We start from the raw sequence: 15,261 nt of genomic DNA on the forward strand, positions 1-15,261 counted from the left end.
CCGTTACCCGGTTTTTGGCAGGGCAAGGGAAAAACAAGTGCCTTTGCCCGGCGTGGATGTGACGGTTAGGGTCATGTCATTTTCTTCGGCAAGGGCAAAGCACACCGACAGGCCCAAACCATGACCTTGGGATGTGTCGCCCTTGGCATAGGCTTGGCGAAACTTTGCGATGTCCTCGTTGTTCATACCCGGACCGCTATCTACGACCAAAATCCGCAGCGGATCACCTCGCCGGACACCAACCAAAACAGCCCCCTGATCGGTGTATTTCAACGCGTTGGACACCAAGTTCGTGACAATCCGCATCAAGGCAATGGGCGCGGCGTTGGTTTGCGCCGTGCTCGGGATCACCCGCAGGCCTAGGCCCTTGGCGCGCGCTTCGCCTTCAAACATTTGTTCAACTGTGCCAAGCGGTACGGAAAGCGCATAGGTTTCGGGTTTTGCATCCTCGAATGTCTCGTCGTCTGGCGCGTCCTCGACGCTCTCATCGACATAGCCGGTGGCCAGTGAGTTGAGATAATCAAAGGCCTCGTTCAACCTAGATTTGATCTCGGGTTTCATATCCGAGGCGAGGCCATCAAAGGTCATACGCAGCGACATCAATGGTTGGCGCAAGTCATGAGATGCGGTTGCAAGTTGGCGTTGCCTAAGCGCCGCTAATTCGCGGGCGCGGGTGTAATTCCGCTCCGTTTCAAGGAGGTTCCGGCTTGTTTCGGCTTCGGCTTTGAGGGCCTCCACACGCGCCTCGACCGCTTGCAAATGTCGTTTTCGCAAGGCCATTACATTGGCGGTCAAGACCGTCATCGTGGCCAAAAGCAACGCCGAGAACACCAAACGCATGGCCATGGGCGCATCCAACCAACGGCCGCCAAAACCGCCCACAACCAATGCGATCACGGCAACGGCCCCGAGAACAGCCAGTCCAGAGAGCCAAACCACGCCAACCGGCGGCGCGATCTCGTCTTGGGCAAAGACCTTGGCCGACATTACGTTGGCCACCAACATCACCCCGATCAAACCATAGGACAAGATCGCCGACATCGGTCCGGGGACAACAATCGCAAGGGCAAACCCCGCCAGTGACAACAAAGACAGGCCTGCCACCACCCGTCCCGTTCGCGGGGCTTTGCGGGCCATGCCGACCCCGGCGACGATGAACCCAGCGCCAGACAAAGCAAACAACAAACCAAACCCAATGCTTGGGCCATATTCTGGATTTTGAGGATAAAGCACGCGAAACAACAACCCATCCACAAACCCAATCACCGCCAAAAATACCAAGAACAATACGGAGTTCCACACGCCCAAGGCGTTCCGCATGGCGGCCTGAAATCCGAAAAAGAACACCAGACAGCTCAAGGCAAAGGCGTAGAAACCGGTCAGCGACACGCCCCAGCGAAACGAGGCCTCGGCCAGATGATCGGGGCTATGGATTTGCATGCCAAAGTCGGGGAAAGGCCCGGTTTGCACATGCGCCAAAAGAGTGACCTGTTCTCCAGAGGAAAGGGCGAATTCGGGTGAGCGCAACCGGTTGACCGCATGTTCAACCGGATCAAATGCCTCAAAAATCGAATAGGTGGTCAGGTTTTCGGTGACCCCGTCCGCACGCACCAAGAACAGCCGCACCCCGCTTGCCAAAGGCGCATCCAAGGTCACGACGAAGCGGTCATCCGGACGGCCATCATCCGGGGCGTCGTTGACGATCTCGACCGCGGCCCAGGTTTCGGGCGAATAATGGGCGCTATAGGATGTGGTTTGAAACCCTGACCTGAAGTGCCCCTCGCGAAAGGCGGTGATTGCGGTGCTGACCTTTGGCGCCAGCGAGGCCCAATAGCTAAGATCCGGTTCGAGATCGGCGACGTCGTGGCCCGGTTGCAGGGCGACCAACTGTGCCTGCGCCACCCCGCACCATAGAAAAATCGCAAGCCATGCGGCCAAAACTCTGGGTATCAACCTTTGGGCATGGCACATTTCGAAAAGACCTTTGAGGGAATGCCAGCATGAAAGGGCGTGAATGAAAGAGCGTGGGAAATACTATGCCGTCGTCGCGGACGATCATGCAATAGTGCGCAGCGGATTGCGCGGTGCGCTTGAAACGCCGGGGCAAATCGAAGCCACCGGGGTTGAGGTGGTTGGTGAGGCCGAGAACGGTTTGGAAGCCATCGCAATGGCCCGTCAACACAAACCCGACCTGTTGCTTTTGGATGTGCAAATGCCATTGGCCGGCGGTGTCGAAGTGGTGGTTGAGGTGCGTCGTTGGAGCCCGGACACCAAGATTGTCGTGCTCACCGGGGTCACGGCTTTGGGGATGATCAAGGCGTTGGTCGATAGTGGCATTGACGGGCTGTTTTCCAAGGGCGACGACAATCAAGAACTCTATACCCGTTTGCCCGGAATTCTGCGTGGGCAGCGCCATATTGCCAATCGGTTTGTCGAAGCTCTCAGAGATGAACCAGAGGCGGTGCAATTGACCGCCCGCGAACGGCAAATGCTCAACATGATTTTGGCGGGGCATGCCAACAAGGAGATCGCCGAGATTTTGGGGATCAGCGCCAAGACCGTCGACAAGCATCGCACCAGCATGATGCAAAAGCTAAAGGTGCATTCCGTGCCGCAGTTGATGGCCTATGCCCTGCGCGAAGGGTTGGTTGATCCCGCGTCCGAGCTTTAATTGGGGGATCGGCCCCATAGGCCGGGGCGTTTAGGACCGCTACCTTGGTGGGAGACGACATCCCAAGTTGTTGCCCATCAAGGAGACATCCATGCCCGCGCCCAAACTTCACGTCGCAATAGCGCTGCTTTGTGCCCTCGTCTCCCCCGGATTAGGCAAGGCCCAAGACAGCGATATGCTGTCCTTTCATAGCGCCGCTGGGGATCAGGTTGATTTGAGTGTCGGCATTGACCGCGGCGTTGGGGCCACCCGTGATGGCGTGCGATTGTGCTTGGAAAATCCGGCGCAAAACCATAGCGCCAAAGCGCTGAGCAATCGCCCCGACACGCCACCGGAATTTGTTGTTCCCATCGGCCAGTCCGATTGCCTCACCCTTGCGCCTTTGCGTCAATCTCTGGTGTTCTGGTCGCAGTCGTCCGATGGTGCGTTTGCCATCTCCATGCTGGCCCCGTTGGATTTACGTGGTATGGTTGGATATGTCTATTTCCTGCGCTGGTCCCAAGATGGCGCGCAAACTCCAACCGATTTCCCCACGAAGTGATGGGTTCGAAAATGATCAAAACAACGCTTGTCACACTTATCTGCCTGGCCCCTGCGGCCTCTCACGCACAGGTGTTTTCGGCAACAAATCAAGAGATTGATGCCTATGTGATCGCGGATCGAAATCAAGATGGGTATCTGTCTCTGACGGAGTTCCGGACCTTTGTGCAAGCCATGGCCAAGGCCGGGCAACCCACCGCAAAAACCATCCGAACCTTTGGGGCCTATCGCTTTGCTTTTGGCATCGTTGACGTCAACAAAGACAACCGCGCCTCTCCCGAAGAATTGCGCGCCGCCGATGATGACTATCGCAGCAATTAGATCGCCAAAATTGACCGAAGGACCTGACCCTAAGCATCGGGCATAGACGCCGGAATTGTCCAATCCCGCCCGCGCGGGGTTTGCACATACTCGGGCCAACGGAAATGAATTGGCGGCTCGTAGTCACACAAAGGTGCCAGCCAATCCGCCCCCCCGACCCCACCGCCGGTGCGTTGGTCAAATTCTTCTTGCGCGGCTTTCAACGCCTCAGGATCCTCCAAAAGGCGCAGTGCCGACATGGCCAATGTTTGCGCCGCTGTCTTGATCATCGGATCAATCGTGGCCGGAATACCACCCATCGCATTCATGACCCATGCCGGATAGGCTTTGCCCTCCGGGGCCTTAAGCGCCGGACGGGCCACGTAAAATCGTGCGGTTGGACACTGCCATGTCATATCGGTGTAGTCATCCGAAGTTGAATTCAGCTGGCTTGGCGGAAGGTCACGCCGCAAAATCGCCTCGGCCTCTTGCGGGGCGATCATCTCGCTTAGCGCATCAATAAACGGGGCATCCATCGGCTCCATACCAAGGTTGCGCTGGATTTCTTGTGCGACGGCCACGGCGTCCGCGCCCCATTGCGGCGCGCCGACCTGTTGCATCGCATCCCACACCACTTGCGCCATTGTGTGATTGGCCAATCCGGGGCGCGATTTGCACACCCAGTGACGTTCAACCCGACATCCTGTCAGAGCCGCAGCCGCCTCTGCATTGCGGTCAAGAACGGCAGTCACCTGTTCGGCCATCTCGATCGTTGGCACGCGCATCATGTATTGGATTTCCGCCAAACCCGCCGGTAAATTATCGGCGGTGGCTTGCCCTGCAGTCAGGATCGCTTCGGAAATCGACCAGCCGCCCTGATGCGGCAACATCGCTTCGCGGAACACTTTGGATGATTGAAACATCGTCATCAACGCCTCGCTTGCGCCGGGCGCGCGCACTGCCGAATGTGATTGCGGGATCGGGGCCCCATCCGAGAGCCCCCAGTTTTCAGGCGCGTCACAGATAAAGCGGTAGACCATCGAATAGGCCGCGCCACAATGCGTGTCCCAACGGACGGTATTGCACATCGGCAGCATGTAGAACGGGTGGAACGATAGCATCGCGGCCAAACCGTCATAATACCCTTTGGCAGCATGAATGGGTTTGGAACCGCGCACCTTTTCCGCAGGCTCGCCGGTATATCGCAGCCCGCCTTTGAGTCCGTGCTTTTCCATAGCGGCCTTGGTCGCCAAAAGCCCGCCAAGAGTGCTGATGCCCAAACCTGAATGCGGGTCCGTGTGCCCGCCCGCCTGAAACCCCAATCCATCGCGAGGTCGGCGGCGGGTATCAGCGGCCTGACAGTTGCCCGGAACCGCGTCATATTCCGCATACATGCCAATGATCGGGCCAATGATCGGGCCATCCCCATTCGACCACTCGGCACAAAAGGCCGTCGGCATACCGGCCGAACCTTCTTCGACGGTGAACCCCTCTTGGCGCAGACGATCAACGTACCATTGTGCCGACCGGTATTCCCGCCACGCCGTTTCACCAAATTCAAAAAGTGTCGCGCACCAAGACGACAATTCAGTCATTCGTACTTCGATTGTGTCTAGTGCCGTAGCCTGAGCGGGCGATGGTTGGGTCATGTTTCAATTCGCTTTTTGTGAGAAAAATAAGCGAGGTCTGACCTTATCCAGACAAAGACACAGCCAAACAGCATCGTCACCTTAAGATTAAAAACCATGTCAATCCAAGCAAATACGGTTCGAACCAAATCTGACATCACCTGAGCGTGGCTAACGCCAAGGCCTGATCGTCTTAGGGCTCCTTGGAGAGGTCAACGAGACGGTCGTTTTGGCCCAGCCCGCGTGATTTAACCTAGGGAGAAAACCCATCAATTCCATGCCACTGGGGCAGAGAAATTGATGGGTCCAGGCCCTAAATCCCTCCAAAGTGGAACGCTTTGGTTTCCAAATACTCCTCGATGCCGTCCTGAGCCCCTTCACGCCCTAAGCCCGAAGATTTCACCCCACCAAAGGGAGCTTCGGCATTGCTCACGGCCCCCGTGTTCAACCCGACAAGACCAAATTCAAGCGCCTCTCCAAACCGAAAAGCCCGAGCCATGTCTTGGGTGTAAAAATAGGCGGCCAGACCAAAAGGCGTCCCATTCGCAAGGTCAAGCGCCTCTGCCTCGGTCTCAAAGCGAAAAACCGGTGCGACAGGGCCAAAGGTTTCTTCTGATGCCAAGAGCATCTCGGGCGTTGCATCCCTAAGCACAACAGGATCCGCAAATTGCCGGTCCAACTGACGAAGTTGTGTTGTGCGGGTCGCGCCCTTTGACACCGCATCTTGGACATGTGTCGTGATCTTAGACAAGGCCGCCGCGTTTATCATCGGGCCGATATCCACATCCGATTGATCGCCCGGACCAACGGCTAGAGCATCCACCCGTGCCGACAGTTTTTCGACAAAGCTCTCGTAAATACCGGATTGCACCAAGATCCGGTTGGCACAGACGCAGGTTTGCCCGCCGTTGCGGAATTTAGACAGCATGGCACCGTCGATGGCCGCGTCAATATCCGCATCATCAAAGACCACAAACGGTGCGTTGCCGCCCAGTTCTAAACTCAATTTCTTCAATGTCGGCGCGCATTGTTCTGCCAGCAAAGCCCCAACTCGGGTTGATCCCGTAAAGGAGAGTTTGCGCACAATCGGGCTTGATGTCAGGGTCCTACCAATTTCGGTGGGCAAGCCCGTTACGATATTGATGACCCCGGCCGGAATGCCAGCCCGCTCAGCAAGAGCTCCGAGGGCGAGGGCAGAATACGGTGTTAAGTCCGAAGGTTTGATCACCACCGTGCAGCCCGCCGCCAATGCAGGCGCAACCTTGCGGGTGATCATGGCATTGGGAAAGTTCCACGGCGTGATGATGGCCGCAACACCAACAGGTTCCTTCAGAGCAAACAGCTTCTTCCCTGCGACCGGGATCACCTTGCCATTGATGCGGCGCGCTTCTTCGGCAAACCAACGAACAAAGCTGGCCCCATATGCGATCTCTCCCTCCGCCTCGGCCAATGGCTTTCCCTGCTCAGCGCTTAGAATGCGTCCCAAATCTTGTTTGTGGGCCAACATGAGATCGTGCCAAGCCATCAGCAAATCCGCCCGTTCTGCATGGGGACGCGCGCGCCATGCCACCATAGCGGTTTCAGCTGCGACGATTGCGGTCTGGGTTTCTGCCGCGGAGCAATCGGGAACATGGCCGATGATCGCATCAGTTGCCGGATTGGCCACCGGCATATCGGAACGCTCCAACCAGTCTCCGTTGACAAAGGCCGCATGGCGCAAAAGGCCGGGGTCTTTCAATTGCATAGTCATTCCCCTAGTTCGGTGATGATCGCAGCAGTGATCTGCGCAGTGGTGTGTTTTCCCGGGTAGGTCCCGATGCCCTTTGCCGTGGCCGTCTCAAGTGCTGTCATCACTGCCCCAGCGGCTTCGACTTCCCCCAAGTGCTCTAACATCATCGCGGCCGACCAAATGGCGGCAATGGGATTTGCGATGTCCAACCCAGCGATGTCGGGGGCCGACCCGTGCACGGGCTCAAACATCGACGGTCCAGAGCGATCCGGGCAGATATTGGCAGAGGCGGCAAAGCCAAGCCCGCCCTGAATTGCCGCCCCAAGATCGGTCAGGATGTCACCAAACAGGTTCGACGCCACGATCACATCAAGATCCTGTGGTGCCATCACCATTTTGGCCACCATGGCATCAATGTGCATATGACAAACAGTGACGTCCGGATACTCTTTCGACAGTTCGCGAGTGACGTCATCCCAGAACACCATCGAATACTTTTGCGCATTGGATTTTGTGACCGAGGTCAAATGCCCGCGTCTGGCACGGGCTTGGTCAAACCCGAACCGCAAAATGCGCTCAACACCGGTGCGCGTGAAGACCGACGTTTCGACCGCCACTTCGTCGTTGGTGCCCTGATGTACACGTCCCCCGGCACCTGAATATTCACCTTCGGTGTTTTCGCGAATGCATAGAATATCAAAGGCATCCGCCACCAGAGGCCCCTTGACGCCGGGCAACAATCGGTGCGGGCGAATATTGGCGTATTGTGTAAAGGCCTTGCGGATCGGCAAAAGCAATCCATGCAGTGAAACGGAATCCGGCACAGTATCAGGCCAGCCAACAGCCCCCAAAAAAATCGCGTCAAAGGCACGAAGCCTTTCAATACCGTCCTCTGGCATCATGCTTGCGTGTTCCAGATACCATGCGCAGGACCAGGGGAATTGGGTGTTGTTCAAAACAAACCCAAATTTTTGAGCCACAACATCCAGAACCTGAACTGTGGCCTCAGTGACATCCACGCCAATACCATCACCGGGAATTAAAGCGATTTCGTAAGACTTCATGGTTAAAGCTTTCTTTTGGGGTCACAGATCAATCAGCACAGATTTGCTGCGGCGGTTGGCCAAAAAGGCATCGCGCCCTAGGTCTTTTCCCACACCGCTCGACTTCCAACCACCGGTTGGCAGAATGTGGTCTTGCGAGCGGCCATAACGATTGACCCAGACGGTGCCAGTTTCAAGGGCATCGGTGACACGCACCGCGCGCGACAGATCACGTGTGTAGACCCCCGCGCACAACCCGTATGTCGCATGATTGGCCAAATCCAGCGCCTCTTCGTCACCGTCAAACGTTTGGAAGGTAACAACCGGGCCAAAGATTTCTTCGGTCACGGCGGGATTGTCACCTGTGACGCCTGCGATGATGGTTGGTTGATAGAAACTCCCTGCACGATCAAAGGCGGTGCCGCCGCACAAAACCTCTGCACCTCCGGATTTGGCGGCCTGAACAATACCATCAATGCGCTGCAATTGCTGGGATGAGATGATGGGGGAAAACCCGGCAGGGTCGTCCCAAGTCGCGGCTGGCTTTTCTTGTTCAAAAGCCCGGATCAGCCGTTGCAATAGATCATCCGCCACATCGCGATGCACAATCAGGCGCGTCCCAGCCACACAGGTTTGTCCAGCATTGGGTAGGATGCCACGGGCCAGACAATCGGCCACCACGTCAAGGTTCGCATCGGCAAAAACAATCTGGGGGGATTTGCCGCCCAGTTCCAGAGTCATCGGTTTGATACCAGTTTTGGCAATGTTCTCCATGATCGCAGCGCCCGCGCGGGTGGAACCGGTAAAACTGATCTTGCCGATATCGGGATGACCAGTGATGGCATTGCCCGTTGTTTGCCCATCCCCCAAAACGATATTGATCAACCCTTTGGGAATGCCGGCCCTTACCGCCAACTCAGCCAAGTACAATGTCGAAAACGGCGTCATTTCCGAGGGTTTCAGAACAACAGCGTTTCCGGCCGCCAAAGCAGGCGCCAGTTTCCAACCGGCCATCGAAATGGGATAGTTCCAAGGTGTGATAGCCCCCACAACCCCATAGGGTTCATGCGAAACAAAGCCCAATTGACCCGCCGAAGTCGGTGCAAGGTCACCGCATTCCTTATCGGCGAATTCAGCAAAGAACCTAATCTGTGTTGCAGTGATTATAACGTCGCCGACGGCGACTTGACCGACCGGGCGAGTGGAACACACAGCCTCAAGCTTGGCGAGAGTATCGGCCTCAGCCTCGATCAAATCCGCCCAAGCATGTAGCGCGCGCAGACGATCACGCGGAGCGCTATTTGCCCATCCCGAGGCCCGCAGCGCCTGTTTTGCAGTCTCAACAGCTTGGTCGACGATCTCCGCATCTGCTTTGGCGATCTCGCCCAAGACACGACCATCAGAGGGGGCCACAACCGCCAGTGCATTGGGGCCCTGAACATAAGAATTGCCGATAAAGTGGCCAGAGGGAAGAGCCAGAGTGCTGGGATCAAAGGAACGTTTCATGGGGACCGATCTTGATTGAATTCCGGACCAACCTACGCCTTGGGCTTCGGCAAAAAGGGCCGAAATCCAGCCAAATGCAGCACAAAATTTTCTTACTGCTGCTCTTGCGCGCTTTCACTTTTAAGCGCTGCCGAAATCGGGATCGGGCGGATTGGAGGTTGCGCCCGCAGACGACCAACTTCGCTTGCGGGTGTTTGACCAATATCCGCAAGAATTTGACAGGCCGCAAACTGACAATACCGTCCCTGACAACGCCCCATCCCGACGCGGCACTGGGACTTAACGCGATTGAGTTCGGTGCCAACGCGCTGTGCCGCCGTGGTGATGTTCTCAACAGTCACACCTTCGCAGCGGCACACCACCGTATCACCAGGAAGCTGTTTCATCAGGCCTTGGGGCAATTGAAAGGCAGTCGCCAAACCTGCAGCGAACCGGCGCATTCGAGCATAACGGTTCAGCTCCCTTTGCTTGGGGCCGGATGCGATGGACATGTCCGCCAAACACGCGCTTGCCGCGATCTGTCCGGCACATTCTGCGGCGTCTGCCCCCAAAATGCGCGCCCCGTCCCCCGCAAGATAGACGCCCTCTGCTGCGCGCCCTGCGGCGTCAGTTTCCGGCAACCACTGTTGCCACTCAGGCGACCAAACAAAGCGCGCGCCCGCGAGATCTGCGAGCTGCGTGTCGGCCACAAGGTGCCAGCCCAAACCCACGGCGTCACAGGGCGTTTCATGCTTTCGGCCTTGGTGATCGTGCCAATGCAAGTGTGTTGGTCCGCCGTCATTGGTCGTGATGCTCATATGACGGACCCCCGCGCTATAGCGTCGGCCCAGAACAAATCGTAAATATCCCCCCCGCAGCGTCACAATCGGGCGCGCCAAGATCATAGACCACAGGCCGTTTAACTGCTGGCGAAACGGCGCGGTATCCAACACGGCCGCAACATCCGCCCCCGCCTTGATCAATTGCACCGCCACCAAAGTCAGCAGCGGACCCGTTCCAGCTAGAACCAACTTGCGGCCCATTGCGGCGTCTTGAGTCTTGAGTGCAATTTGCATCGCGCCGAGCGAAAACACCCCCGCCGATTCCCACCCCGGTATCGCCAACAGCCGATCGCCTGCCCCAGTGGCCAAAATGAGCCTGTCAAACTGGACAAGCTTGATACCATCATCGGTCAGGATTTGCGCTGTGTTTTCTCCTAGGGACGTGACTGAACTTTGTGAAAAATGGGTCAATTGACCCTTTGCGACCATCTGGTCAAAACAGCTGTGCAACGCGACAGCCTTGGCCGCCTCAGTCCCATACCGGTCTTTGGCACCCAAGGCGGTTTCGATACTGGGCCGCCGGTAGATTTGTCCTCCCGCCTGTTTTGCGTCATCAACAACCATCGGGTGAACCCCCGCATTGACACAAGCCTCAGCGGCGCGAATGCCCGCCGGTCCCGCGCCAACAATAAGAACGCGCGTCATGCCAACCATCCATCACGCGCATCGGAGCGCAACCGCATATCAGCCCGGATTTCAGTGGAACATGCCCGCAATCGAGGCCCGTGTTCTTGCCAAACCCAACAGTCCTGGCAGGCTCCCATCAGGCAAAATCCGGCGCGGTATCCTGCGCCGAACTCGGCCCGGCGCAGCGCGCTTCTTTGCGACAATACGGCCATCAATATCGTATCCCCTTGCAGGCCGGATATCGGCTTCCCATCAAAGAAAAAGTCAACCGATGGCCGCGGGCTGACCGTCAGACGGTGCAAACGGCCGCTCATGTCTCACACTTTTGGCTATTTGAAGTGAGCAATGCCGCCAGTTCCGGGAACCTTGCACAGGTTTCCTTTAATGCCGTCTCAACACCCGCCGCACCCTCTCGGCCGTCCATCCGGGCAAAGACTTCGGTTTTTGTGAAGAACCGCCAATGGACCGGAACTTGCGTCAAAGCTTTGGTCAAAGCGTCATAGGCTGCATCGGTCCATTGGGTTTCATAGGCGTCCCGTTCCTGTCCGAAATGGAACATTGTATCGCGCAAGGGGCGGGTTTGACGCAAACTCCGTGTGGCGTCTTGATCGACACCGCCGTTGCGCATCACAACGCCATAGTCGGTTTCCGCCGCCTCGGTCGAGACATACCCACAAGCGACATCGCGGGCGACACGATTCGGATCACGCAGGTAAGGATCGCCGCGCCCGCCCCCACCGGCCGAACGGATCGTCAGCACATCACCGGGCTGTAGAACAGCCGTATCCCGGTTTCCAATATCCGTTTCACCCTCTGTATTTGGATTCAAAACCATATGCGCCAACCCGGCCGCCCCGCCACCCAAGGTGCCCCAGGGGCGAAATTTGGATCGGTCCCGGTTGCGGGCTGTAACCCGGGTGTCAGGCGAAGAAATCCGAAATGAAAGTTCGGTCGCAAGACCACCGCGCCAGTGTCCGGGCCCGCCGGAATCTGTTGCAAGACCGTATTTCAGGACCTCTACCGGCACTTCGGTTTCCGTGATCTCGATCGGTGTATTTTTCAGATAGGCCGCGTCTGCGCCGGACCCATTGGTGCCATCCCGATGGGGCATCCCGCCGCCCCCACCCACAACGGGGTTAATGGCTGCAATCACTGTTTTTTGCCTTTCCTCATCGCGGGTCATCACATTTACAATGCAATTGTTGCCTGCTGGCGCTGCCGGCATTTTTTCTGGAATGGCTTGCGCAAAAGCGCCAAAGATCACCGACCGCAAGCGCGCGCATGTCAAAGACCGCATCCCAACCGCCGCTGGCGCAACTGGGTTGAGCACGGACCCTTGCGGTGTGATGCAGGTAAAGGCGCGCGTCAGGCCGGTGTTCAGCAAAATCTGGGGGTTAAGCGTATACAAAACATAATAGACCCCAACCAAAAGCATCGTATGACGCGGATCACCACCCGACGGGACATTGAGCGAAGACCCCAGCTGAGGATCGGACCCCGAAAAATCCAGAACGGCCAGATCGTCATGAATGGTGAGCTTTAGATGCAAACGGCAAGGATTGCCCGCATCACTGTCTTCGTCTGCGTAGTCTGCAAAACTGTACTCCCCGTCAGGAATGGCACGCAAAATGGCCCGAGCTTCGGCTTCGGCCTGATCCATCAGCATCGCAACTCCGTTAACAAATCCCGTTTTCCCAAATCGCTGGATCATGGCCTGTACTTTGCGTTCACCGGTGTTCAGCGCCCCAACAAGTGCCTTTATGTCCCCGATATTAAGTTCAGGCTTGCGCACATTGGTTTCCATGATCCGTATCAGCGTTTCATCAAACACACCTTCACGCACCAGCTTCATAGGCGGAAAGCGCAAACCTTCTTGATGCACCTCTGTCAACGACCGGCTCAGCGACGCCGGGACCGCCCCCCCCATGTCAGTGTTGTGAATATGGCCACCTGTCCAGGCAACGATCTCATCATCGAAAAACACCGGCTTCCACAAGTGGGTGTCAGGCGCATGGGTCGCGACATGTCCTGAGTAGGGATCGTTGGTAAAAGCAATATCACCTGGACGATAATCCGCCACCATGTCGATGGCCCGCCCATAGGTCAGCCCCGGATACCACGTCGCACCAAGCTCCATCGGCACAGCAAAGGTCGCGCCCCGCCGATCCATTAGCATGACTGTGAAATCCTGAGTTTCTTTCACAAAGGCAGAATGCGCCGTACGGTGCAATGTATGTGCCATGTTCTCGGCAGCGGCGCGCGCGTGGTTCGCCAAAACACGCAGTGTCATTTTATCAGCCATGTTATCAGTCATGGGCGCCCCCTTCAAAATGCACTACAATGTTTAAAGCTTGGTCAACCTCTGCCGCGCACCCCTTTGGGAGGATCAACGTCGTGTCTTCTTGGAACACAATTGCAGGCCCTTTTAGCTGCGCCCCCGGCGACAAGCTCTCTCGTGCATACAGGGGTACATCGCATATCATATCATTGAAAACTGGAACAATTTTTTGCGGCTCAACTTTGACGGGGCCAGTGGCGGACACCATAATGTCAGGGTTTGGACCCGCACCAACGATCGCCAGCCGCAGGTTTACAACTTCGATATCCCCCTCTGAATCCGAAAAATCATACAGGCGCATGTGGGTAAGATGAAACGCTTTGGCAATGTCCTGAGCCGCATCCAACCACTCTGGTTTGAGCGCGACTTCAATCTCATAACTCTGCCCTGAATACCGCATATCAGCCGTCAGTTGCACCTCAGCTGACCCTTTGTGGCCCTGCTTTTCCAGCCACACGCGTCCCTCTTCGACCAGATCGACAAATAAATCTTTCAGATTTGCCGCGAGGTGATCCTCTAACGGTGCAAAGACGGTGCGGATAAAGTCGCCGCGCAGGTCCGCGACCAATCCCCCCAAGGCCGAAACCACACCGGGGCGACGGGGCGCAATCTTGCGCGTCATGCCAAGGTCCTTGGCAAGAAAAGCCCCCAGCATCGGGCCACCGCCTCCAAAGGGCAATAGGGTGAACTCCCTGAGGTCGACACCTTCGCGCGATGCCAATTTTTCAACCTCAACAAACATTTCCGACAGCGCGATATTCAAAATTGCCTGCGCGGTTTCCTCAACGCTACGCCCCAGATTGTCGGCCAAGCCACCAACCGCTTTTCGCGCGAGGTCTTGATCCATCTGGAGCTGGCCATAGGCCAGATCACTGTGCCCAAGCCAACCACACACGGCCATTGCATCAGTGACCGTGGCATCATCCCCTCCGCGCCCATAACAGGCCGGACCCGGTGTCGAACCGGCCGATGTCGGCCCGACTCGTAACACACCGTGATCATCAACCGATGCAATCGATCCCCCCCCAATGGCGATTGAGCTCACTGAAACCGACGGAATATAAAGCGGAAAGTCCCCAATCATCTCACCTGTTCCGAATTGGGCCGCGCCATCAACAATAAGGGCGATGTCGGCCGAGGTCCCGCCGATATCCAAAGTCAGAATTCGGTTTTCACCCGCTTGTCGCGCCAACCACGCGGCCCCCGTCACACCCGATGCAGTACCAGATAATAGCATGGACACACAGTTTTCACGCCCGTCCCGCGCGCTCATTACACCGCCATTTGATTTGGTCAGCAAAGCCTTTGCCGGGATGTTCTTGCGAGCCAAACGCATTTCAAGCGCCTCAAGATAGCCTGCAACACGAGGATGCACATATCCGTTCAATATTGCAGTGCAACCGCGTTCGTATTCTCGGATCACCGGCCACACCTCTGAGGAGGTGAACGCAAAGATATTCGGTGCCATCTCCGCAATCATGCTCTTGACCAAACGCTCATGTGCATCGTTCCGCCAGCTGTGCAAAAACGACACGATGACGCCCTCTGCCCCCGACGCCTGCACCTGTTTGATGGCTTTTGCAACTGACTGCGCATCTGGAGCCAGGGTCTCATTGCCCTGCGCATTCAGACGGGCTTTGACGCCGAAAATCCGATCGCGTGAAATAAGCGGGTTGGCGCGGTGACAAAACAACGAATACATGTCTGGCATCCGCAAACGCGCCAATTCCAATACGTCCTCAAACCCCGCATTGGTGATCATGGCAAGCTTGGCACCTTTGCGCTGTAACACGGTATTGATGCCAACAGTGGTGCCATGCACAAATCGCGTCACCGTTTCGGGGATAAGCTGTTCTTGGTCTTCCAGAACCGACAACCCCGTTGTCAGTTCAGCACCGGGGTCATCCGGTGTGGTCAAGACTTTCAGCGTTGCCAAACGCCCGGAATTCACCTCAAGGGCACAGAAATCCATGAAGGTGCCACCAATGTCGACACCAATTTTCCAGTCTTCACCGGAGCGGGAGATCCCATCCATCGTTTCGCGTCCTTTGCGGTTTG

Annotated in this window: 12 protein-coding genes; 3 read left to right on the plus strand and 9 right to left on the minus strand. The window is 56.7% G+C overall.

Features of this window, described 5'->3' with window-relative positions:
- Positions 1–3 precede the first annotated feature (3 nt).
- Complete coding sequence (locus tag AC5EFR_RS02905; protein ID WP_493574460.1) at positions 4–1,902, minus strand: MFS domain-containing histidine kinase; 1,899 nt, start codon at positions 1,900–1,902, stop codon at positions 4–6.
- A gap of 112 nt (positions 1,903–2,014) precedes the next feature.
- Here AC5EFR_RS02905 and AC5EFR_RS02910 point away from each other — a divergent pair, with 112 nt between their 5' ends.
- The 3 genes from AC5EFR_RS02910 to AC5EFR_RS02920 all read left to right on the plus strand — a co-directional run bounded on the left by AC5EFR_RS02910 (position 2,015) and on the right by AC5EFR_RS02920 (position 3,532).
- A complete protein-coding gene (locus AC5EFR_RS02910; protein ID WP_299928692.1) occupies positions 2,015–2,671 on the plus strand; it encodes a response regulator transcription factor in 657 nt (218 codons plus the stop codon).
- A 91-nt stretch (positions 2,672–2,762) separates the two neighbouring features.
- On the plus strand, positions 2,763–3,212 hold the full coding sequence (locus AC5EFR_RS02915; protein WP_493574461.1) for a hypothetical protein: 450 nt from the start codon (positions 2,763–2,765) through the stop codon (positions 3,210–3,212).
- Positions 3,213–3,223: 11 nt separating this feature from the next.
- Positions 3,224–3,532 carry an EF-hand domain-containing protein gene (locus AC5EFR_RS02920; RefSeq protein ID WP_493574462.1) on the plus strand — a complete coding sequence of 103 codons (309 nt, stop codon included), beginning with the start codon at positions 3,224–3,226 and terminating at the stop codon, positions 3,530–3,532.
- Positions 3,533–3,561: 29 nt separating this feature from the next.
- Here AC5EFR_RS02920 and AC5EFR_RS02925 read toward each other — a convergent pair whose 3' ends face one another.
- From AC5EFR_RS02925 to AC5EFR_RS02960, 8 genes are all read right to left on the minus strand, one after another.
- Positions 3,562–5,160 (minus strand): zinc-binding metallopeptidase family protein, encoded by a 1,599-nt coding sequence (locus tag AC5EFR_RS02925; RefSeq protein ID WP_493574463.1) that lies wholly within the window; start codon positions 5,158–5,160, stop codon positions 3,562–3,564.
- Between the two features lie 292 nt (positions 5,161–5,452).
- Positions 5,453–6,883, minus strand: coding sequence for an NAD-dependent succinate-semialdehyde dehydrogenase (locus AC5EFR_RS02930; protein ID WP_493574464.1), 1,431 nt, complete (start codon positions 6,881–6,883; stop codon positions 5,453–5,455).
- A 2-nt stretch (positions 6,884–6,885) separates the two neighbouring features.
- Entirely contained in the window at positions 6,886–7,932 is a 1,047-nt protein-coding gene (locus AC5EFR_RS02935) for a tartrate dehydrogenase (RefSeq protein ID WP_493574465.1), read from the minus strand.
- Between the two features lie 21 nt (positions 7,933–7,953).
- On the minus strand, positions 7,954–9,417 hold the full coding sequence (locus tag AC5EFR_RS02940) for an aldehyde dehydrogenase family protein (RefSeq protein WP_493574466.1): 1,464 nt from the start codon (positions 9,415–9,417) through the stop codon (positions 7,954–7,956).
- Positions 9,418–9,509: 92 nt separating this feature from the next.
- Complete coding sequence (locus AC5EFR_RS02945; RefSeq protein ID WP_493574467.1) at positions 9,510–10,883, minus strand: FAD/NAD(P)-dependent oxidoreductase; 1,374 nt, start codon at positions 10,881–10,883, stop codon at positions 9,510–9,512.
- Entirely contained in the window at positions 10,880–11,179 is a 300-nt protein-coding gene (locus AC5EFR_RS02950) for a (2Fe-2S)-binding protein (RefSeq protein ID WP_493574468.1), read from the minus strand. Before AC5EFR_RS02950 ends, AC5EFR_RS02945 begins: the two co-directional genes overlap by 4 nt.
- Positions 11,176–13,179 (minus strand): hydantoinase B/oxoprolinase family protein, encoded by a 2,004-nt coding sequence (locus AC5EFR_RS02955; RefSeq protein ID WP_493574469.1) that lies wholly within the window; start codon positions 13,177–13,179, stop codon positions 11,176–11,178. Before AC5EFR_RS02955 ends, AC5EFR_RS02950 begins: the two co-directional genes overlap by 4 nt.
- Entirely contained in the window at positions 13,172–15,238 is a 2,067-nt protein-coding gene (locus tag AC5EFR_RS02960; RefSeq protein ID WP_493574470.1) for a hydantoinase/oxoprolinase family protein, read from the minus strand. Before AC5EFR_RS02960 ends, AC5EFR_RS02955 begins: the two co-directional genes overlap by 8 nt.
- Positions 15,239–15,261: the final 23 nt, after the last annotated feature.

The organism is Pelagimonas sp., assembly GCF_058892305.1.

What these genes read in the sequence shown, in the direction of transcription:
- AC5EFR_RS02915 (WP_493574461.1), top strand. Translation starts at nt 2,763, where the DNA reads ATGCCCGCGCCCAAACTTCACGTCGCAATAGCGCTGCTTTGTGCCCTC.
- AC5EFR_RS02950 (WP_493574468.1), bottom strand. Translation starts at nt 11,179, where the DNA reads ATGAGCGGCCGTTTGCACCGTCTGACGGTCAGCCCGCGGCCATCGGTT.
- AC5EFR_RS02945 (WP_493574467.1), bottom strand. Translation starts at nt 10,883, where the DNA reads ATGACGCGCGTTCTTATTGTTGGCGCGGGACCGGCGGGCATTCGCGCC.
- AC5EFR_RS02910 (WP_299928692.1), top strand. Translation starts at nt 2,015, where the DNA reads ATGAAAGAGCGTGGGAAATACTATGCCGTCGTCGCGGACGATCATGCA.
- AC5EFR_RS02925 (WP_493574463.1), bottom strand. Translation starts at nt 5,160, where the DNA reads ATGACCCAACCATCGCCCGCTCAGGCTACGGCACTAGACACAATCGAA.
- AC5EFR_RS02920 (WP_493574462.1), top strand. Translation starts at nt 3,224, where the DNA reads ATGATCAAAACAACGCTTGTCACACTTATCTGCCTGGCCCCTGCGGCC.
- AC5EFR_RS02940 (WP_493574466.1), bottom strand. Translation starts at nt 9,417, where the DNA reads ATGAAACGTTCCTTTGATCCCAGCACTCTGGCTCTTCCCTCTGGCCAC.
- AC5EFR_RS02960 (WP_493574470.1), bottom strand. Translation starts at nt 15,238, where the DNA reads ATGGATGGGATCTCCCGCTCCGGTGAAGACTGGAAAATTGGTGTCGAC.
- AC5EFR_RS02935 (WP_493574465.1), bottom strand. Translation starts at nt 7,932, where the DNA reads ATGAAGTCTTACGAAATCGCTTTAATTCCCGGTGATGGTATTGGCGTG.
- AC5EFR_RS02955 (WP_493574469.1), bottom strand. Translation starts at nt 13,179, where the DNA reads ATGACTGATAACATGGCTGATAAAATGACACTGCGTGTTTTGGCGAAC.
- AC5EFR_RS02930 (WP_493574464.1), bottom strand. Translation starts at nt 6,883, where the DNA reads ATGCAATTGAAAGACCCCGGCCTTTTGCGCCATGCGGCCTTTGTCAAC.